This window comes from Spiroplasma sp. DGKH1, from assembly GCF_040940205.1.
GTDB lineage: Bacteria > Bacillota_I > Bacilli_A > Mycoplasmatales > Mycoplasmataceae > Spiroplasma.
In genome coordinates this window covers 147,549-167,776 of sequence record NZ_JASTWG010000001.1, presented here as the reverse complement: position 1 = coordinate 167,776, position 20,228 = coordinate 147,549, and the positions used below count along the sequence as shown (strand labels likewise).

The following is a 20,228-nucleotide window of genomic DNA, read 5'->3' as shown; positions in this document are numbered from 1 at the left end:
AGGAGGGGTTCTCTATGGATAATCATTCAATTATTGTTAAAGATTATGTTAAGAAATTTAAAAATTTTACTATTAAGGATATTAACTTTGTTGTTAATCCCGGTAAAATTCATGCGATTATTGGTCCTTCCGGAAGTGGCAAAAGTGTCATTATGAAATCCATTATTGGTGCTTTAAAAAAATATGAGGGTAGTATTCGTGTCAATGGTTATAAAGCTGGCAGTGTAAAAGCAAATTTTAATATTGGTTTTTGTTTAAATTTAGAGCATTTTCCAAGTGGTATTAGTGCTTTTGAATATTTATTATCATTAGCAAAAACTGCTGGTTTAAGTTCCCGGGATGCTAAAGCAAGAGTAAAAGAACTAATGATTATTTTTGATTTATGAAAAGATTATAAGAAAAAAGTAACCTCGTTCTCTAGTGGAATGAAAAATCGGTTAATGTTAATTCAAGCCATTGTTCATGATCCCGATATTGTTATTTTAGATGAGCCGGGAGCAAACTTAGACTCTAAGAATCGAAAATTTTTAAATAATTTTTTATTAGAACTAAAACGTCGAGGTAAAACAGTTTTCTTTTCAACGCATTTATTAAATGAAGTTAAAGATTTAATTGATGAATGTACAATAATAAGTTATGGAAAATTAATTTATACAGGGTTAATGGGGCCATTTAATGTTAATAAGATTTTTGTTTTAAAAACAAATAATAATCGTTTAATTGTACGTTATTTAAAACATCGAAGAATATCTTATTTTTATAACAACTTAGCAAAAGAAATTATTTTACGCGTTAACCATGTTCTTGAACTTAATAGATTATTTAATTTTGCTATTTTTAATAAGGTCATAATTTTAAGTGTCAAGGATTACGAATTAACTTTGGAATACATGCAAAATAAATTGTACCATTCAAAACAATAAATAAGGAGATATGTAAAAATGAAAAAATTACTAAGTATTTTAGGAGCTATTGGTTTAGTAGCAACTGGGGCAAGTAATGTAATTGCTTGTCATTCTAGTAGCAAAGATGATAACAATGCTCAAAATCCAAATGATAATCAAAAAATAGAACAATTATTATCAACAGTTCAAAATGATATTACAAATCAATTTGGACATACTATTAATGACCGCAAAAATTTATTCTCAATGTCACAATTAGCTGGTGGAATGAAACCATCAGATTTTGCTAATATTTTAGGTAAACTTACTGCTGGTCAAGAAATTAATAACATTGATGTTAACAATAAAATTTTTAATGGTTTAAAACCCATTGTGCAAAGTATTAATGATACTTTAGCAACTAATAAACAATATTCAGTTTTATTTGATAAAATTGATGTCAATAATATTTTAAACTTTGATATTAAAAATTCTGTATTAACAAAACAAGCATTTGATGCTCAGTCTGTTGTCGATGCAATTGGGGTTCATAATGCGGCTGTGAAAGCAGAAATTGAAAAAGAAGGGCTTGCAGAACAATTGACAGAGGTCTATCGTGTTGAAGGAAGCTTACATTTAAAATTACAATACATGAAAGATGGGAAAGCTGAGTCGATTAACTTGAACATTGATCATTATAATATTTATATTTCATATAACTTAGCCGCTTTAGGACAGTTAATTAAAATTGTATCAAATGCTTTATCTGAATACTTAAAAACAACAATTCAAGAAGTTGACTTTACTAAGCTAGATGCTAATAAATTTAAAGAATTTAAAAAATTAGATCATCAAGATTTAAATGCTGATAATCAGTTTTTAAATAATAATGTTTATAATATTTTAAAAGGAACTATTATGCAAGGATTTAGTGATGAATTAACAATAAATAGTTATACAACTAATTTAACTAAACAATTTGGTAATACTACTATACAATCAGGCAATAACGGAGAATGAGAAAATGAATATTTTAAATTTAATCGAGTTGGATGAAAAGAAAAAGAATATGTTACACAACCATTAACAAAATATTTTACAAAACTAGAAACAACATTCAAAGCTGATTTAGAACAATTTTTAGGAGAACAAAAAATTGCTGAAGCTGAACGTGTTTTTGGGTTTGGGAATTTCACATTAACTAATTGAAACTTTAAAGGAATGGCTTTAGAACAGATTTCAACACAACTAATTATCAAAAAAACATTAACTCGTGAATTTGATTGAAATTATTTTGTTGAAGTTGCGGGAGTGTTTTTAACTCAATCATTTTTAGGTAAACTTGTTAGTGCAGGAGGTCAAGATATTGACTTTAGTTTTAAAAATAATTTTATAAATAATAAAAGTTTATATGAAGAAATCAAAGCCCACAAGGATAATTTACATATCAATGATATTCTTAAAATTTATTCAAATGTGTTTAAAGAATTTGAACAAGGAGTGAGGGTTTTAGGTGATACCCTTACTGATTTTAATTGAGAAACTGATAGAATGTGAATAGAATTTCCTGATAAAGTCAATCAAGAATTTAAGTTAGCAAATGGTTTTGATGATTCAAATAAACAATGGTATTTTGAAAGAAAAATGGATCAATGATATGGAAACCTCTGATTTAATTTCCATGGCTATAAATTAGATATTTTTCCAACTATAACTAATAGTAGTATGGTATCATCGTTGAGAATAGCAAGATTAATATTTAAAGAAGATATTTGACCATCAATTGCAACTGATGCCTTGCCCTTTAAAAATATTGATGATTTATTAAAATGATAAAAAGGTTGCTTTGAGCAACTTTTTATCATTTTATTGTTCCTAATTTATTTAAGGATTTAGATGGTTTAAAAGGAGTATGATTTTGATATTCGTTATTATTTTAAATATTTACATTACATAATTTATAGTTATAATAAAATTAATTATCTAATAAAATTTTAGATAATAATTATGATTTAATAGGAGAATATTTATATGAAAAATTTATTAATTATTTTAAGTTCTTTAGTAATGGGAACAACAAATATTATTAGTCCCTTACTGAATCATTATTCTTATCATAGTGTTATTAATAAAGAATATCGTAATTATGACATTAATTTATCAAATTATTCAGTTCCTAAAATGTTAGAATTAAACCATCAATTTTATCAAGACAATATTTATCTTAAAAATAAAAATAATGATCATAATATTTTAACGGATGAAATAATATATGTTATGAATCCAAATTATCAAACAAAACACCCCTTTGATGTGACCCTAACAATGGGAACAGAATCTGTTACTTTAGTGTTAGAATCATATCGTTTATATATTCAAGGTTTTCTTGACAAAAATAATATTTACCATTATTTTACCAAAGCTGATTATAAGACTTATCCTGGGGCCAAAGATAACCTATCATTAAATTATAATGGTGATTATCGATCATTAACCGCTGGTTTAAGTGAAGTTAAATTAACTTATAATGGTTTTAATAAGATGATTACTAATCTGCAAACTCCAGCCCAATTTTCTGAACTAGTTGTTCGTGAAAGTTTAATTAATGCAATTTTATTAACGGCAGAAGCATTCCGCTTTGCCAATGTTTTATATGATTTGGATGCCATTATTAATCAGCACCAAACACTTAATTGATTTACAATTAAAGATGATTATTTAATGAATTGATCACAATGAAGTAAAGATTATATTGCTGGGAATAAAAATAATGCTTTAAATTATCTTAATGTTTTAACTAAAGAATCATAATAAAATAACTATCCATTTAAAAATTTTTAGCAATTTTCTTTGACAAATTTTTAGATTTTGGTATTATTTATAGCAAGGTGATAATAAATGAAAAGAAGAAAAACAACTACTGTTTGAGAACTGAAAAATAAAAGATTTCGAAATTATGTTGGTTTTTTCCAATCATTAACTTATTTATTCTCTCCTAATAATTTTATTACTTACTTAACTATTTAGACTTTTCTAATTAGTTAGGTAAGTTTTTTTTATGTCAAATAAAGGTAAGAAAAGTGAGGTATAAAATAATGAAAAACAAAAGTATTTTAAACTTAGACAACTGAACAGCTAGTGATGTTAATGAACTATTAGATGATGCTTTAAAATTTAAAAATAATCAAAAAACAGTTGATTATCAACAACAAAAAGTAATTGCTAACTTATTCTTTGAACCTTCAACCAGAACCCATTATTCTTTTGATATGGCTGCCCACCGGTTAGGATGTAAAACTTTGAATTTTAATGAGGCATATAGTGCGACTAAAAAAGGGGAAACCTTGTATGACACTGTTAAGACTTTTGAAGCGTTGGGGGTTGATGCCTTAGTTATTCGCCATCGTGAAAACAATTATTATGACCAACTTGTTGGTAAAATTAATGTCCCAATTCTAAATGGTGGTGATGGTTCGGGAAACCACCCAACCCAAAGTTTATTAGATCTCTTAACAATCAAAGAAGAGTTTGGAACTTTTGCTGGATTAAAAATTGTGATTGTTGGGGATATTAAATATTCCCGAGTAGCAAAAACAAATATTAAAATAATGCAAAAGTTAGGAATGAAAGTTTATATTTCATGTATTAATGAATTAGAAATTCCTGGGGTTGAAAAAGTAGATTTAAAAACAGCGCTGCCAACTATGGATATTGTAATGTTATTAAGATACCAATTTGAACGGTTTGCGGATGATGAACATTACCACTTAGATTATTTACGAAATTATAAGTTAACCCACGAGTTAGTCGCCCAGATGCCACCCCACGCAATTATTATGCACCCGGCCCCTTTTAACCGCGGAATTGAAATTGATGATGAAGTTGTCGAATGTGCCCAATCCCGAATTTTTAAACAAATGCATAATGGGGTTTATGTGCGAATGGCTCTTTTAAATAATGTTTTAGCAGGAGAGTCCTAAAAAAATGATTTATACATTTAGTGGGGGATATCTATACTTAGAAAATGAGTTTGTTCCAACAAATATTAGTATTGAAGATAATAAAATTATTAACATTGGCCCAGAAGTTCTAGGAACTGAAATTAAATTAACAAAGGATATGATTATTACCCCAAGTTTTATTGACCTACATGCCCATTTTCGTGAACCAGGACAAACTCATAAAGAAGATCTACATACGGGTGCTCTTAGTGGTTTATATGGGGGATACCAAACTGTTTGTTTAATGGCAAATACTACCCCAACAATTGATAATATTGAGATTATTAAAAGTTTAGAATCCAAATTAAAAGCACAACCTATTAATTTGCAATTATTTTCGGCAATTACCAAAGGTATAGCAGGGCAGGAACTGGTTGATTTATTAGCAGTTAATGATAGAGTTATTGGTTATAGTGATGATGGTAATTATCTAGTCAACCACCAAATTTTAAAAGAAGTACTAACCTTTGCTCATCAACATCAACAGCTGGTATCCTTGCATGTTGATAGTCGTGTTAATTTAACCACCGAAGTTATTTTAAACCATAATCTAGCAAAACAATTTAATTTGCCGGGATTGGATAACAGTTATGAATACTTACCCTTAATTAAAGATTTAGATTTTGTGATTAAACACCAATTACCTTATCATTTGTGTCATGTCTCAACTAAGGAAAGTATTGAATTGCTCCGCCAAGCTAAGCAAAAAAATAAGTTAATTACTTGTGAAGTAACACCTCACCATTTAACACTGAGTTATGAAGATGCAATTCCCAATGATGCTAATTATAAAATGAACCCCCCATTAAATTCCCAACAAGACCAGCAAAGTTTAATTACTGCTTTAAATGAAGGACTTATTGATGTTATTGCAACAGACCATGCTCCCCACCACCAATCTGAAAAGACTGATTTTAAAACAGGAGCAATGGGAATTATCGGACTACAATTAGCATTTCCCACTTTATACACAAAATTAGTTAAAACTCAGCAAGTGCCATTAAAAACAATTATTAAGTGTTTAACCACTAATCCTCAAAAACTGATTAACCATCCCCCCGTTGAATTAGTTGTTGGCAACCTGGCTAATTTTGTAGTAATTAATCTGGCAAAAGAACAAGTTGTTAGTCCAGAGTTATTAAAATCAAAATCAAAAAATACCCCTTTTTTAAACCAACCACTAGTTGGTTGACCAATTATGAATATTTACCAAGGTACCATTTACCATTTAGAAGGAGAAGAATAAATGAAATCCCAAGTAGTTGAAACTGTTACTTTATTAAATAATGAACAAATTGCTGATAATTTATATTTAGCCACTTTTAAGGCTCCTTTAATTAGCACCACCGCCAAACCCGGTCAGTTTGTCCTAGTTGAAACTTCCCCGGACCAGTATTTAAAACGACCATTTAGCTTCTTTGATATTGATAAAGCAGCACAAACTGTCAAGATTTATTATGAAGTTAAGGGACTAGGAACTCTTTATATGAGCAAGCATTGGAAACCTGGTCAACAAATTAAAATGCAAGGACCGTTAGGATCAGGATTTATAATTTCTCCACCTTATCATAATGTGCTAGTCATTGGTGGGGGAATTGGGATTGCTCCCTTAAAAGAACTAATTGATCAGCTAGATGCACAGCAAATTAATTTTCAGGGAATTTTTGGTGCCCGCAATAAAAACGGACTGAGAATTTTAGAACATTTTATTAAAAAAGATTATCTTTTAAATACTGATGATGGTTCTTTAGGACAACCTCAAAATGTTGTTATCAGTTTACAACAATATTTACAAAAAAATAAGGTTGATTTAATTATTACTTGTGGCCCGGAAATTATGATGGAGAAAATAAAAGCTATTGCAGAGGCTGAACAAATTACTTATCAAATTTCTTATGAAAACCATATGGCTTGTGGAACTGGCGCATGTATGGGCTGCACTAAGAACATTGATGGTGTTAATAAAAGAGTATGTACTGACGGTCCAGTTATCCAACGGGTATTTTAGGAGGAAACAAATGACATTAAAAACAAATTTTTTAGGATATGAAATAACAGCACCGATTACAACTGCTTCTGGAACATTTGGTTATGGGGAATGCTACCAAGATTATTTTGATCCCAATGAATTAGGGATGTTAACAACTAAGGGAATCACCTTAGAACCACGGAGTGGGAATCCCCAAATTCGGTTAGCCGAAGTAAAAAATGGTTTAATCAATTCAATTGGCTTGGAAAATCCTGGCTTTGATTATTTTAAAACAAATATTATTCCAACCTTTAAGAACTTTACGATTCCTATTATAGTAAACATTAATGGGAAAACAATTGAAGAATACATAGCAATTGCAAAGTTAATTAATGAACTTCCCGAAGTCCATATTGCAGAACTAAACATTTCTTGTCCTAATGTTAAAGAAGGGGGAATCTTATTTGGAACTAACCTTGATTTAACAAGAAAAGTAGTCCGCGTAGTTCGGGGTGCTTTAACAAAGAAAAAACTAATTGTAAAACTATCTCCGAATGTTACTGATATTAAGCAATTTGCTAAGGTGTGTGAAGAAGAACAAGCTGATGGTTTGTCACTGATTAATACCATTCCGGCAATGAAAATTGATTTACAAACTAAAAAACCAGTTCTCGCCAATAAAATTGGTGGGTTATCTGGTGACTGTATCAAACCGATTGCGGTACGGATGGTGTATGAAGTTTATTCGGCTGTTAAAATTCCAATAATTGGAATGGGTGGGATCAGTTCGGCTGATGATGCCCTTGAATTTTTAATGGCTGGCGCAGCAGTTATTGCCGTAGGGACTGGTCTTTTCAATAATCCTTTATTAGTGTTAGAAATTAAGGCGGGGTTAGAAAAATATTGTCAAGAAAATAATTTAAAGAATATTAGTGAAATTGTCGGTGCTGCGCACCGTTAGGAGGTAAAGATGAAAAATAATATTATTATTGCTTGTGATTTTAATAATAAACAAGAACTAACTACTTTTTTAAATAATTTTAAATCTGAAAAATTATTTTTAAAATTAGGAATGGAGTTAATTTACAGTGAAGGTTTAGAAATCATTAATGAATTAAAACAACAAGGCCATCAAATTTTTTTAGATTTAAAACTCCATGATATTCCCATTACGGTTAAAAAAGCCTTACAATCATTAAGCCAATACCAAATTGATATGTTAACAATTCATTTGGCCAGTGGGAAAGAAACTTTACAATTAACTAGTGATTTGGCCACACAACATAATATTAAATTATTAGGAGTTACTGTGTTAACTAGTTTAGATAATTCAGATTTGCAAAAAATGTTTTTATCTGATAGTTTAACTTCTGAAGCTTTAGTTCTTAACTTTGCAAAACTTGCGGTTGATGCTAATTATTATGGGGTTATTTGCTCACCATTAGAAGCCCAACAAATAAAAGCCCAATACCCGCAGTTAAAAACAATTACCCCTGGGATTCAATTATCACCAACTCCAACTGATCAAAAGCGAGTGGCATCGCCTACCATGGCACGCGAGTACCAAGCAGATTATTTAGTAGTAGGCCGGGCAATTACCCAGGCAAGTGATCCCTACCAAACTTATCATCAAATTTACGAAGAATTTAACCAGGAAAGGAAAAGTAAATAAATGACTAAAAAAGAAATTTTACAAAAATTAATGGCAATTAAAGCAATTAATATTAACACAACTGAATTATACACTTGAGCAAGTGGGATTAAATCCCCAATCTATATTGATAATCGCTTAATTATGAGTTATCCTGATTTACGAACAGCTATTGCCAAGGAATTTGTTAATCTTATTCACGAAAAATTTGGTGATGACAAAGTGACCACAATTTTTGGAACAGCAACGGCCGGGATTCCCCATGCGATGCTAGTGGCTAATTTAATGCAATTACCAATGGGATATGTGCGGGGTAGTAAAAAAGACCATGGTAAACAAAACCAAATTGAAGGGGTTTATCAAGCGGGTGACCAGGTAATTGTTATTGAAGATCTAATTTCAACTGGTGGTTCAGTATTAGATGTTGCCGCTTCTTTACAATCAGTTGGGGTTAAGGTTCTTGGTGTGTTAGCAATTTTTAGTTATCAACTTCCAAACGCCCTTAATAATTTTAAAAAGATGAATCTTAACTATTATGCGTTAACCGATTTAGATGAATTAGTAAACCCTGATCATAATTTATTAACATTCGATGACCAAAAAATTGTTCTTAATTTTAAAGAAGAGTTAAATAATAAATAAAAAATGTTAGGATTCCTAACATTTTTTAATAACAAATAATTTTATCTTAATAAGGAGTCGCTGTTTCTAATTGATAAAAAGTATGTTTCTCAACAGTGACAATTGCAATAAATATTAGAATACCATTAGCACCGATATTTTTCATAATGGGGTCTAATCCGGTTTCCATTGCTTGAGCGCACCCTGTAATGTTGGTGCTTGTAACTCCTGAATCATGGGGGAGTTGTTGCAAATTAGCATTAATTACTTGAAATTGTTCATAGCTCCCTGGTTGGTGAATAATTTTATTAAAAAGATCAGTTCAATGACTTTTTGTTAAATTAATTTTAAAATTTAAGGGATTAATTTGATAAATATAATTTTCTTGTTCCGTAGTCTTGTTATTAAAGTGATTATTTGTCATAACAAGCGGGCTAACGCTACTTCCTAAAATGGAACAAGCGAGAATAGATAATATTTTTTTCATGTGGTTTCCTTCTTTCTTAATGCTTTTCTTAATTATATAATAGTTTTCAATTAGGATTTTTTTAAAAATTAGACATTATTAGTTTCAAAGATTATCTTTTTAGGAAGTTTTATTATATAATTAATAAAAGAAAAAACTATTAAGAATAGTAAAATGGAGGAACAATTAATGATTAATATTGGTCCGGTTGCAATGTGAGAAGGAATCGTCTTTGGTCTATTAGCTGTTGGTTTAGTTGTTGGGTGTTTTATGAAAACCCTTGGGGGGTTATATTTTTTAGGGGCAAATATTATTTTCTTTGTAATTTTATTTTTATTACAAGGATTTTTAATTGAACCGTTTGCTAATATTATTAATCCAGCTCTTAAAAATATGTTTAGTAGTAACGCCCAACTAGCAGCTGGTTCAATTATTGTTTCAATGCTAGTAGCAACAATTTTAGTGTATTTAGGGTGATTTTTCTTATCAAATATAATTTTATTAGTTGTTTATTTAACAACCCTACAGGGACATTTTAAAACAGTTAAAATTAACCGACCAATAAATTACTTATTAGGTGGGGTTTTTGGTTTTTTAACAATGATGATTTTAGCCTTCTTTATTACTAATATTATGAGTAGTAAAGTCTTTTATAATAGTAGTAATTTCAACCAAAATATTACTGAAATTATTGATAAGGGTCAAACTAGTGACCAGGAAAAATATCCTAATAAAGTTAGAGAATCTTCAGCTGATAAAATGTTTAGTATTTTTCCAGATTTAAAAGTCCAAAAAACCGGGGATGCTTTAGCTTATTGGTTTTGAACTATCGTAGGTTTAAAAAATAATCCAGGTGATTTAAGTGATATTATTGAAACAATTACTGATCCTGGTCATTTTGAAGATAATGTTGCGGACATTATTAAAGATTTACCAGAAGATGAAAAAAATGAAGTTGTGGATAATTTAATTGGTCCTGTAATTGAAAAGATTAAAGAAGAAACTGACAAATTACCAGTTGCCACAATTAACTGAAGTGATATTAATGGGGAAGTTAACAGCTGAAAAAATAGTAATCCCCGCAAAACATTTAACGGAACGGCAATGCAAGAAATGATGAATGATACTTCAAAAACTTATGTTTATTTCCCTGGTTTAAAAACGGCTGCCGAAGCTAATCCCAATGATTTAACACCAACCATTACTGATGGTAATAAGTTATATAATATGCTAAAAAACCTTTATACGTTAGGAAAAATTGCGCCTGGCGCAGACCAATTAAAAACATTTAATGCTATTATTGGAAAGTATGTTTTAGGAATGACAATTGTTAATCCCGGAAAGGATGATCCAAATTATCAAAATTATGTTCAATTTAGTCAATGATTTTAAAAGGAGATTTTTTAAATGGTTAATAATGTAAATAATTCTCAGCAACAAATAAGAAGTAATAATCCTCCGGTTTCCTCATCGCCAATAATCAGAAACCAACCAGTGACAGGATGTTTTAAAAGTGGGGCCATTATTTCATTAGTATTAGCATCTTTGATTCTTGTTTTTTTCTTAATGTTTGGTTTAGTTGGTGTGGTGTTAAATATTTTAGATAAAACAATGGGTATTAACCAAAATTTAAAAACCGTCTTTTCGTTAGCAGCTAGTATCTGCTATTTAGTTATTGTTATTATTGAAATCCCGGTTATTATTTTAAACCAACGTTTTCTAAACGGAAAAGATCCTTATAAATATTTAATTGCTATTATTGATATTTTATTTACCGGGATAGTTGGCGGAGTAGTTATTTTATTTGGTCATTTTAATAATAATCAAAATAATCTTCACCAAACTCGTTAGAATTTATTATTTTTATTGAATTTAATATTTTTTTAGATATAATTACTTATGGTTGTTTCAGTTTCAACCGCTCTTTGACTTTTAAGTACCAAAAGGATATGAAACACTTATCTACTTACTAGGCGAGTATAAACTGGAGGTGTAAAAATGTTTGCAATTATCAAAACTGGTGGAAAACAAATTAAAGTTTCACAAGGTGATGAAATTTTTGTTGAAATGTTAGAAGGAAATGAAGGCGACAAAGTTAATTTTAATGAAGTCTTAATGATCGATGGCAAAGTAGGGACTCCGTTCTTAAAAGGAGCTAGTGTTACAGGTACTATTTTAAAACAAGGGAAACAAAAGAAAATCATTGTTTTTAAATATAAACCTAAAAAAAATGAACATACCAAAGCTGGTCATCGTCAGCCTTATACAAAAGTTAAAATTGAAGATATTGCTTTAGCCGGAACTGCGAAAAAAGAAGCTGCGCCAAGTGCGACAAAATCAGCAGCCCCAGCTCAAGTGAAAACCGAAGCTAAACCAGGAGTAGAAGCTAAAGAAAGTGCTCCCAAAGCAGCACCAGCTAGTTCAGCAGCGAAACCAAAACCAGCTGTCTCAAAACCAGCAAGTACAACAAAAACTGCTCCTACAGCAAAAGCAACTTCAACAAAAACTAGTGCTGCTAAATCAACAACAGCAAAAGCAACTTCGACAACAAAAACATCAACATCAAAAGCAACACCAGCGAAAAAAACAGATGAATCTGCTAAATAATTTATGATTAAAATAAATTTTTATAAAACTGAAAACATAATAAGTAAAGTTGAAATATCTGGTCATGCCAATGCTGGTGAGGTTGGAAAAGACTTAGTTTGTGCCGCAATCACTGGGATTACTAGCGGTGGGTTAAACGCTATTGACCAACTTGAAAATGATACATGTGACTTTACCATTAACGAGGGGTTAATAATTATTAAGGTTGTTAAAAATACTCATAATTTACAAGTTATTTTAAATACTTTATATTATCAATTATTAACTATTTATCAACAGTATCAAAACTATATTAGTTTTAAGGAGGTGTCATAGTAATGATGAAATTCTTATTAGGATTACAATTATTTGCTTCGAAAAAAGGAGTTGGGTCAACTAAAAATGGCCGTGATTCACACTCAAAAAGATTAGGAGCAAAAAAAGCTGATGGTCAAGCAACAAGAGCGGGATCAATCATTTATCGTCAACGGGGAACTAAAATTCACCCTGGGGTTAATGTTTCACGTGGTGGGGATGATACTTTATTTGCATTAATTGATGGAACTGTTAAATATGAACGCTTTGGTAAAAATAAAACTAAAGTTTCAGTATATGCCAAAGATAGTAAATAAAACCATAAAAAAATAAGGATAATTTCATCCTTATTTTTTTTATCGAGTTTCAGAATCTGTATTAGTTTCTTGATAAGCTTTATCAAGTAAACTATTAAGTTTTGCTTCGTTTTCTTGTTTTAAAATTGCAATTTTTTCTTGTTTAACTACTTTTTCATTTCGACTTTGTTGAAAAAGCTTATCAATTAGTTTATCAATTATAGTAATTAAATCCTGAATGATTTTTTCAATATTAGTTTGTTGTTGTTCAGGATTTAAAGCAGAATTACCTAATATCTTTGTTACTTCAGTTTCACTTTTATTAATTTCTGTTGCAATCTCATTGTTCACTGTATTTAATTGTTCATTGAGTTGGTAAAATAAGATTTGCTGAATATTATTAAAAACTTCTTTAATTTGTGAATCTTTTTGGTCATCATCTAAAGTTGGATCAGCTAATATTTTGTTAATTTCAATATTACTAACTTCTAAAATTTCTTGTTTTATATTTTTACTTAACATGTTATTTTCTTCTTTCTATTTAAAAAAGCCACTAGTAAAAAATAAATTTATTACTGATGGCATTTTACATACTCTTTATCAAATTAAATTTTATAATTTGGTGAATAATTATTTGTGTGAGTTGGATTAATTATAGCAAAACCTAGGCTAATTATTTTCGAAAATGATTGTTTTTTCCTAGATTTTGATAATTTTTGAATATTTTTGATAACTATTATTATTTTTTTATATTTGTTATAATACTTTTATGATAAAAACAATGAAAGGATTTGATAGTTAGTGTTTTACCAAAAGGAGATTTGAAAAGACTGGCGTGTCTATTATAAATTATTCTTTGGGGGCTTAATTGGGGCTGTTTGTTTATACGGATGAATTAGTCCGCTAGTTAATGGCATTACAATTCCCTCAAATGTTGAATGAAGTAATGAAGCTTCGCAAAATTTTATGAAAGATAAGGGTGATTTTACTTTTAATTATTTTAGTTTTTTCACCATTCAAACTAATATTTTAGTATGAGTTTGGTTATTAGCCGCTGGTTTATTTCCAAAATATGAGGGAAAAAACAAATGATTAGGTTATAACATGGCCCTAGCAATTACCGTTTATATTTCAATTACGTTTTTAATTTATAACGCAATGTTATTACCAGCAGGACAACCTACTAATGCAAAGGGTTGGTTCTTAACTGTTATCCAACACATGGTTTGTCCAATTGCGATGATTGTTTATTTCTTATTTATGATGCCCAAGAATGAAATTACTCCGAATCGTCAGTATTGAAATAAACAAGTATGAAAATTATATTTTTACCCAATTTTATGAGGAATCTTTAACATGATTAGGGGAGAATTCCGTTGACAAGCCGGAAAAGCATATCCCTATCAATATTTCTTCTTAAATGTTCATAAACCATTTGCTGGCTTACCAGGTGCCGCGTGGTTTGTAATCGCTATCATTATTATTGCTGGGTTAGTTTTTGGGTTAGCTACCTTATATAACACAATTTGTTATAAATTAGGGCAGCGAAAACTGCAAAAATAATATAAAAAACCTCTTAACGAGGTTTTTTTAATTTTTAATAAATTACACCCTAAATTAGTTATTAACGAAGCGTTGCCTTTATAGAATAAATAAAATCATTTACCCTATACGCTTATTCTAAAAAAAAAAAAAAAAGTCAAGTAGGAGTTAATTCTTTTAATGATAAAATAAGAAATAAGTGAGAGATAATACGAATGAGAAAGGAACGCCAATGATGAACAGCTATGCATTATTAAAGGGACAAGTTATCCAAACAACCGTGGAAGGGATTAGTTCTTATAATAAAAGTCCCCATTATATTATTAAAATTTATGCCTTAGCCCAAGTTTATGAAGTAGCAATTAATGTGTATTCAAAAATAGCACCGCATAATTTAAAATATTATTTTGCCCATGAAATGGGCCACCCAATTTTAAATAAAGCAATTAACATCCCGGAAGGAGAGTATCGTAATTTACCAACCGGTCCCCATGGGATTGCCATTGATTATTTACGGAGTGGGATCTTTGATATTAATGATATGAAGGTTTTACCGTTAGATCCTAGTAATGAATCACAAGCGTTAGAAATTATGATTTCAAAACATCTTGCTAGTGCAATTAATAATCCAAACTATAAAATATGTGTGTGGGGCAAAATTTATTCCAATCAAATTCCTGGAATTCATGATGTTCATATGAACCAAGGCAATAGTGATCCTCGATATCGCGATGAAAATGGCATCTGACAAGATGGCGCCTTGATTATTGTTGATGAACAACACAATACAATCCCATTTGGTTGCTTTTTTGCTTTTCAAAGTCAAGCGATTAAGACTGATGACAATGGGAATCCCTTATAAAAAGCTAAAAAATAAAAATTAATTCTCCCGTACCGGAGAATTAATTTTTATTGATAATCTTTGATTATCTTATCCTAAAAGATTTAGCATATCAAAAACTCTTATCTAAATATATCGACGCTTTATAGAATAACTTTATAAATATTATTCTATGGTCTTATTCTAAAAAAAAAAAAAAAAGTCAATGGTTTTGTTAGAATATTATTATTTTTCACATCTCAGATTATACTTAGGAACTAATTGAAACACTAATTTAATAAAAGTACTATAAAAAGAAAACAATTCATAAATTTATATAAAGTAATTACTATTGATATTTTTTAACTGAATTTTATTGAGAAAATAACGATTAAAAAATATCATTTATCAAAAGACTTAGCATATCAAAAACTCTTATCTAACTATATCACCTTAATATAGAATAACAAAGTTATTCTATGGTCTTATTCTAAAAAAAAAAAAAAAAGTCAATGGTTTTATAAAAAAATATTCCATTAGTTAATTTAACCAGTTTTTGTTAAATTAATATGATAAAATATAACTAAGTTATAGAGCGCATTCTAGTTCAAGCGCGGTTAAATTAAATGAACGCATAGTTTTTCGATGCGTTTTTTTATTTTTTAATAAGAAAACCATCATAATAGAAGGGGGAGTTATCTATGAATAACAATTTTAATAATTTATTAATAATTATGCAAGGTAGTAACCATAATGGGGAGGATTGAAATGAATAACTGAGATAGTTTACTTTTATACCCATTATTAACAATTTTAATAATTACTTTATATGGTGCTTTTTTGGTTCACCGTCATTTAACAACTAAAAAACAGTGATCATTTATTATTCAACATTTTTTATTCTGGTTAGCATTATCAATAATTCTAAACTTAAATTATAATTTTATGTTATTTAGTGCTAATATTAATTGAAAAAATATTGGTATATTATTTGCAGTAAGTGCTAGTTTCTATGCGACAATCTTTTTTATTCCAGCATCATGGATTACCGGACTTTTAAACCGTCGTTTTTGATTTTGGTTATCATATCTTAGTATTATAATAGGAATAATTGTTGCGTTAAGTGCTCCTCATCAGCAAGTGACTTTTATTATTTGTGCATTATTATTTGGAATTGCGATTGCTTCTAATTCAATTTGATACTTATGTTTTAATGAAGTCTATTTATACCGTAGTAATTCTTTTTTAACCGTTTCGTTATTATTTCCGGTGGTGATTATCGCTAATTTAAGTGGGGCTAATTTATTGAATTTTGTTAAAAGTATTGCCCAAAATCAAACCCTCGATTATTATTTAGTGTTTAGCTTAATGTTAATTTTTACGGTTATTTCTTGTGGGTTATGTTTTAATTTAAAAGAACAAAAAGCATACCAGGGTGCTTTTAATGTTGAACGCTTAAAATTAGCCAAAAACTTTTCGTGGTGAAAAGTAGGGGGAATTTTAGTAATTTTATTTTTTGTAGGATTAATTCGAGAATTTTCCCAAGGTGATTTTTATAATTTCTTATTAGCTCAACAAACGTGGGTAACTTATCATGACCTTAATTTAGTCAAGAAATATTTACATTTAACCCAAGAATTATGGTGAATTGCCCAAATTATGGCTGGAGGATTATTATACCCAATAGTTGTTAAAAAATGAGGAATTCGTAACGCAATGATGATTGCCTTTAGTTTATGAATTGTTTACTTTTTGCTTGTTAGTTTTACGAAGGTTCCAGAATTATGACTGGTTGGGCAATTATTAAATGGTTTTGCTTTTGCGATTATCTTTACCATAATATTCTCCTTAGCAATTGTTTGAAATTATCGAATTAGCCGCCGGCCAGTCACTGGTTATTTTTCCGCTTTAAATGCATTCACAACTTTTGTTGCGCAGTTAATTCAACGTGCAATTAGTACAACTCACCATGGTCTTTTTAATAACATTAATGTTGATTGGAATTTACCAGTCGTGCAAGATGATAGTTTTAATCTTAATAATCTTCATTTGTTGGTAATGATCATCTTGATGGTTTGTCTGGTCATTACATTATTATTAATGATTTTTGTCTTCTTTACTATTAAACACCTGAGTGGAGAATATTTTAGCCGGGAAAATCATGACTTTGATTGTCGAGTGTTAGCTGGAACAATTAAACCTGCAGAGCATCTTCCCGGAGTGACATTAAGCCAATGAATAAGACCAGATGATTAACTTAAAAAAAATAACTTTTTTTCGCTTTTTGGGAATTAGTGATATAATGTACTAAGTTGTTAAATAATTTACATTAGTTTCATTTACAGATAATTCTAAATGTATATAGCTAGCGATTGGCACGATTCCATAGCAATTTTATTATTTTGACAGCTATATCAATAAAGGAGAACAAAATGAATTTTAATGAATTAAATTTAAAACAAGAATTGCACCGAGCAATCTTAAAAACAGGTTATGTGAAGGCAACGGAAATTCAACAAAAGGCAATTCCTGTTGCCATTGATAATTACGATATTATTGGAAAATCACATACCGGAACTGGAAAAACAGCGGCCTTTGTTTTACCAATCTTACATAATTTAGATGTTAACTTAAAAAGACCACAGGCAATAATATTATGTCCAACCCGCGAATTAGCAACCCAAGTGCTAGATCAGGTTCGTAAATACGCGTTATTTTTACACGGAGTAAATGCAACATTATTATGTGGAGGATCACAAATTAAAAGCCAAATTTATGCTTTAAAAAAAGCAAATGTGGTAGTTGGAACCCCTGGACGGATTGCCGATCATCTTAATCGTCATACATTAAGATTAAATAATATTAAAACAATAGTATTAGATGAAGCAGATGAAATGTTAAAAATGGGCTTTAAAAAAGATATTGATTTAGTCTTTAATAATGCGCCCCAAAATTACCAAACCTTATTATTTTCAGCAACAATGTCAAAACCAGTGTTGGAAATTGCTAATACTTATCAAAAGAACCCAGTTAGTATTACGGTTCAAAAAAATACTCTCGAACAAAACAATATTAATCAATATTACATTGATACGTATGGACTAAATAAAGAAGAAGTGTTAATTAAGTTATACCAAGAATTAAAACCCAAATTAAGCATTATCTTTTCAAATACTAAAATGTATACTGAAAAAATTGCTAAATTATTAGCTAGTCAGGGAATTAAGTCTCGAGTTATTAATGGTGATAAAAAACAAGGTGACCGTTATCGTTCAATGCAAGCTTTTCGAAATCAAGAAGTTAGTGTCCTAATTGCCACAGATGTTGCAGCACGAGGAATTGATGTTGATGGAGTTGATTATGTTTTTAACTATGATTTACCTGTTGAATTAGAAAGTTATACGCACCGGATTGGACGAACTGCTCGTGCTGGTGCTAAAGGAACGGCAATTACTTTTATTAATTCTCGTAATAGTTTGAATGATTTACGTAAAATTGAACAATATCAAAAAAGAGCAATTAACCCTTATGATATTAGTAGTTATAATTTGACAAAAGATTTTTCAAAATCACATTCTAGTTCCATGCCAAAATTTAAAAAAGCATTTGATAGTAAAAATAACCGTTCATGAAATAAACCGTCAAAAACTAAAAAAGAATGGAATACTAAGCATTCAACTACTAAGAACCATAAAGATTATCAATTTGATTATCGTTTTAAAAAAACTAAATAATTATTAGTAAAACTTCTTATTTATAGGAAGTTTTTTATTATTTTCATAAATATGAAAAAAATAATAATTATATAATTTACTAAAATTTAAACTCTATATTTATTGAATATTTTTTAAGATAAAAAATGTTTTTTTTTTTTTTTTTGCAATAATGAAATCTATTGTTTTTACTAGACCTTTTAATTAACATTAATTTTAGGAAAGAAAGATATATGTATAAGTATAATAAATAGTTGCGATAAACAAAATAAGTCTTATGAAAGACTAATTTATGCTTATCAAAATATCGATTTCCAATTATTTATAGAGGTTAAGAAATTAAAATAGAATTAAGAGAGGTATTTTACATGAAAAAATTATTAGCTATTTTAGGAGCTGTTGGTTTAACAGCAACTGGTGCTTCATCAGTTGTCGCATGTAACAAAGAAGACAAAAATGATACACCATCAAATGATTTAACTGATTCATTTAAATCATCATATGATGCAAGCAACGCTGTAGCAGATATGGGAAAATATGGGGTTAGTGCTAAAGACGACAAATATAATTTTGATTCTGCAAACATTGATGTTGCTACAGTTAATACATTATTAACTACTGGACAAGCTGAAGGTGCAAAAATTAAAAGTGTTGCTCTTGAATCAAGTGCAGCTGTACCAACAGCGGCTGATCAATTAATTGCTTTTGTGTCAGGAACAGCTACTGATTTAGTAGCAACAGAAGATGGTAAAGTTGAAGTTACATTAACTTTAACAGAAGCAAAAGCTGTTGAAGATACTACTGTAAAATCAGCACTAGTATACGCTGATGAAACAACACCAACTACAACATATAAATGAGAAAAAACTGATACAACAATGGAAGTTAAAATTAGTGTTGTTGTAAAAGAAGTTACACCACCAGCAGAAAAAAAAGATATTTCATCAGTTGTAATTACTGTTGGAGAACAAAAAGTAGATGCTGTGGCAACCATTACTAAAGAAGAAGCAGACAAAGCAATTGTTGCAATTAAAGATGCTGTTCAAAAAGCAATTGATGAAGTAGTTGCAGGAACAGTTCTAGATACTGATTACATAATTGATGGGATTACTGCAATTAAAGAAGGTGCTGATATGACAACTGGTGCAAAATTAACAGTTAAATCAAAAGATACATCAACTTTAATTCAAGGTAATACTGCAGAATTTACAGTAAATTTTACAGCTAATACTAATAGTTAATTATAAAATTAATTATTCCTTATCTTTAGATGTTTTATTTTAGAATAAAACATCTTTTTTTATTTTGATTAAATATGGAGAGAAGACATTTTAAAATAGCAATAATTAAAAAAATCGTATTTT

21 protein-coding genes and 1 pseudogene are annotated in these 20,228 nt (G+C 29.4%); 20 read left to right on the top strand and 2 right to left on the bottom strand.

The annotated features are described in order from the left end of the window. Window positions 1-14: 14 nt before the first annotated feature. From QPK10_RS00740 to pyrE, 10 genes are all read left to right on the top strand, one after another. Window positions 15-923, top strand: a complete 909-nt coding sequence (locus QPK10_RS00740; RefSeq protein ID WP_368486138.1) for an ABC transporter ATP-binding protein — start codon at window positions 15-17, stop codon at window positions 921-923. An 18-nt stretch (window positions 924-941) separates the two neighbouring features. Beyond that, window positions 942-2,720, top strand: coding sequence for a lipoprotein (locus QPK10_RS00735; RefSeq protein WP_368486137.1), 1,779 nt, complete (start codon window positions 942-944; stop codon window positions 2,718-2,720). Between the two features lie 195 nt (window positions 2,721-2,915). Then, window positions 2,916-3,695 carry a ribosome-inactivating family protein gene (locus tag QPK10_RS00730; protein ID WP_368486136.1) on the top strand — a complete coding sequence of 260 codons (780 nt, stop codon included), beginning with the start codon at window positions 2,916-2,918 and terminating at the stop codon, window positions 3,693-3,695. Between the two features lie 87 nt (window positions 3,696-3,782). Beyond that, window positions 3,783-3,911 (top strand): hypothetical protein, encoded by a 129-nt coding sequence (locus QPK10_RS00725; protein ID WP_257787437.1) that lies wholly within the window; start codon window positions 3,783-3,785, stop codon window positions 3,909-3,911. 68 nt (window positions 3,912-3,979) lie between these two features. Next, window positions 3,980-4,864, top strand: coding sequence for an aspartate carbamoyltransferase catalytic subunit (locus QPK10_RS00720; RefSeq protein ID WP_368486135.1), 885 nt, complete (start codon window positions 3,980-3,982; stop codon window positions 4,862-4,864). A gap of 4 nt (window positions 4,865-4,868) precedes the next feature. Continuing rightward, window positions 4,869-6,131 (top strand): dihydroorotase, encoded by a 1,263-nt coding sequence (locus QPK10_RS00715; protein WP_368486134.1) that lies wholly within the window; start codon window positions 4,869-4,871, stop codon window positions 6,129-6,131. After that, window positions 6,132-6,893, top strand: coding sequence for a dihydroorotate dehydrogenase electron transfer subunit (locus QPK10_RS00710; protein ID WP_368486133.1), 762 nt, complete (start codon window positions 6,132-6,134; stop codon window positions 6,891-6,893). A 10-nt stretch (window positions 6,894-6,903) separates the two neighbouring features. After that, on the top strand, window positions 6,904-7,815 hold the full coding sequence (locus QPK10_RS00705; RefSeq protein WP_368486132.1) for a dihydroorotate dehydrogenase: 912 nt from the start codon (window positions 6,904-6,906) through the stop codon (window positions 7,813-7,815). 9 nt (window positions 7,816-7,824) lie between these two features. Continuing rightward, window positions 7,825-8,526, top strand: a complete 702-nt coding sequence (gene pyrF, locus QPK10_RS00700; RefSeq protein ID WP_368486131.1) for an orotidine-5'-phosphate decarboxylase — start codon at window positions 7,825-7,827, stop codon at window positions 8,524-8,526. Next, entirely contained in the window at window positions 8,527-9,147 is a 621-nt protein-coding gene (gene pyrE, locus QPK10_RS00695) for an orotate phosphoribosyltransferase (RefSeq protein WP_368486130.1), read from the top strand. Window positions 9,148-9,193: 46 nt separating this feature from the next. On the opposite strand, the gene QPK10_RS00690 is transcribed toward pyrE, so the two are convergent. Beyond that, window positions 9,194-9,613, bottom strand: coding sequence for a hypothetical protein (locus tag QPK10_RS00690; RefSeq protein WP_368486129.1), 420 nt, complete (start codon window positions 9,611-9,613; stop codon window positions 9,194-9,196). Between the two features lie 168 nt (window positions 9,614-9,781). Between QPK10_RS00690 and QPK10_RS00685 the strand changes: the two genes are divergently transcribed. The 5 genes and pseudogenes from QPK10_RS00685 to rpmA all read left to right on the top strand — a co-directional run bounded on the left by QPK10_RS00685 (window position 9,782) and on the right by rpmA (window position 12,810). Next, entirely contained in the window at window positions 9,782-10,984 is a 1,203-nt protein-coding gene (locus QPK10_RS00685) for a hypothetical protein (protein WP_368486128.1), read from the top strand. A 15-nt stretch (window positions 10,985-10,999) separates the two neighbouring features. Then, window positions 11,000-11,443, top strand: coding sequence for a hypothetical protein (locus tag QPK10_RS00680; RefSeq protein ID WP_368486127.1), 444 nt, complete (start codon window positions 11,000-11,002; stop codon window positions 11,441-11,443). A gap of 147 nt (window positions 11,444-11,590) precedes the next feature. Then, a pseudogene (gene rplU, locus QPK10_RS00675) lies at window positions 11,591-11,881 on the top strand (50S ribosomal protein L21); the annotation flags it as partial. Window positions 11,882-12,202: 321 nt separating this feature from the next. After that, window positions 12,203-12,514 carry a ribosomal-processing cysteine protease Prp gene (locus QPK10_RS00670; protein ID WP_368486126.1) on the top strand — a complete coding sequence of 104 codons (312 nt, stop codon included), beginning with the start codon at window positions 12,203-12,205 and terminating at the stop codon, window positions 12,512-12,514. Between the two features lie 5 nt (window positions 12,515-12,519). Continuing rightward, window positions 12,520-12,810 (top strand): 50S ribosomal protein L27, encoded by a 291-nt coding sequence (rpmA, locus tag QPK10_RS00665; RefSeq protein ID WP_047791997.1) that lies wholly within the window; start codon window positions 12,520-12,522, stop codon window positions 12,808-12,810. A 39-nt stretch (window positions 12,811-12,849) separates the two neighbouring features. On the opposite strand, the gene QPK10_RS00660 is transcribed toward rpmA, so the two are convergent. Further along, window positions 12,850-13,311: a hypothetical protein gene (locus QPK10_RS00660; RefSeq protein ID WP_368486125.1), complete on the bottom strand. Its 462-nt coding sequence runs from the start codon at window positions 13,309-13,311 to the stop codon at window positions 12,850-12,852. A gap of 279 nt (window positions 13,312-13,590) precedes the next feature. Here QPK10_RS00660 and QPK10_RS00655 point away from each other — a divergent pair, with 279 nt between their 5' ends. The 5 genes from QPK10_RS00655 (at window position 13,591) to QPK10_RS00635 (ending at window position 20,105) form a co-directional block, all read left to right on the top strand. Beyond that, entirely contained in the window at window positions 13,591-14,352 is a 762-nt protein-coding gene (locus tag QPK10_RS00655; protein WP_368486124.1) for a Pr6Pr family membrane protein, read from the top strand. 211 nt (window positions 14,353-14,563) lie between these two features. Continuing rightward, window positions 14,564-15,193: a DUF2278 family protein gene (locus tag QPK10_RS00650; protein ID WP_368486123.1), complete on the top strand. Its 630-nt coding sequence runs from the start codon at window positions 14,564-14,566 to the stop codon at window positions 15,191-15,193. Window positions 15,194-15,919: 726 nt separating this feature from the next. Beyond that, window positions 15,920-17,407: a hypothetical protein gene (locus QPK10_RS00645; protein WP_368486122.1), complete on the top strand. Its 1,488-nt coding sequence runs from the start codon at window positions 15,920-15,922 to the stop codon at window positions 17,405-17,407. Between the two features lie 176 nt (window positions 17,408-17,583). Further along, window positions 17,584-18,885 carry a DEAD/DEAH box helicase gene (locus tag QPK10_RS00640; RefSeq protein WP_368486121.1) on the top strand — a complete coding sequence of 434 codons (1,302 nt, stop codon included), beginning with the start codon at window positions 17,584-17,586 and terminating at the stop codon, window positions 18,883-18,885. A gap of 347 nt (window positions 18,886-19,232) precedes the next feature. Beyond that, window positions 19,233-20,105 (top strand): lipoprotein, encoded by an 873-nt coding sequence (locus QPK10_RS00635; RefSeq protein ID WP_368486120.1) that lies wholly within the window; start codon window positions 19,233-19,235, stop codon window positions 20,103-20,105. Window positions 20,106-20,228 lie beyond the last annotated feature (123 nt).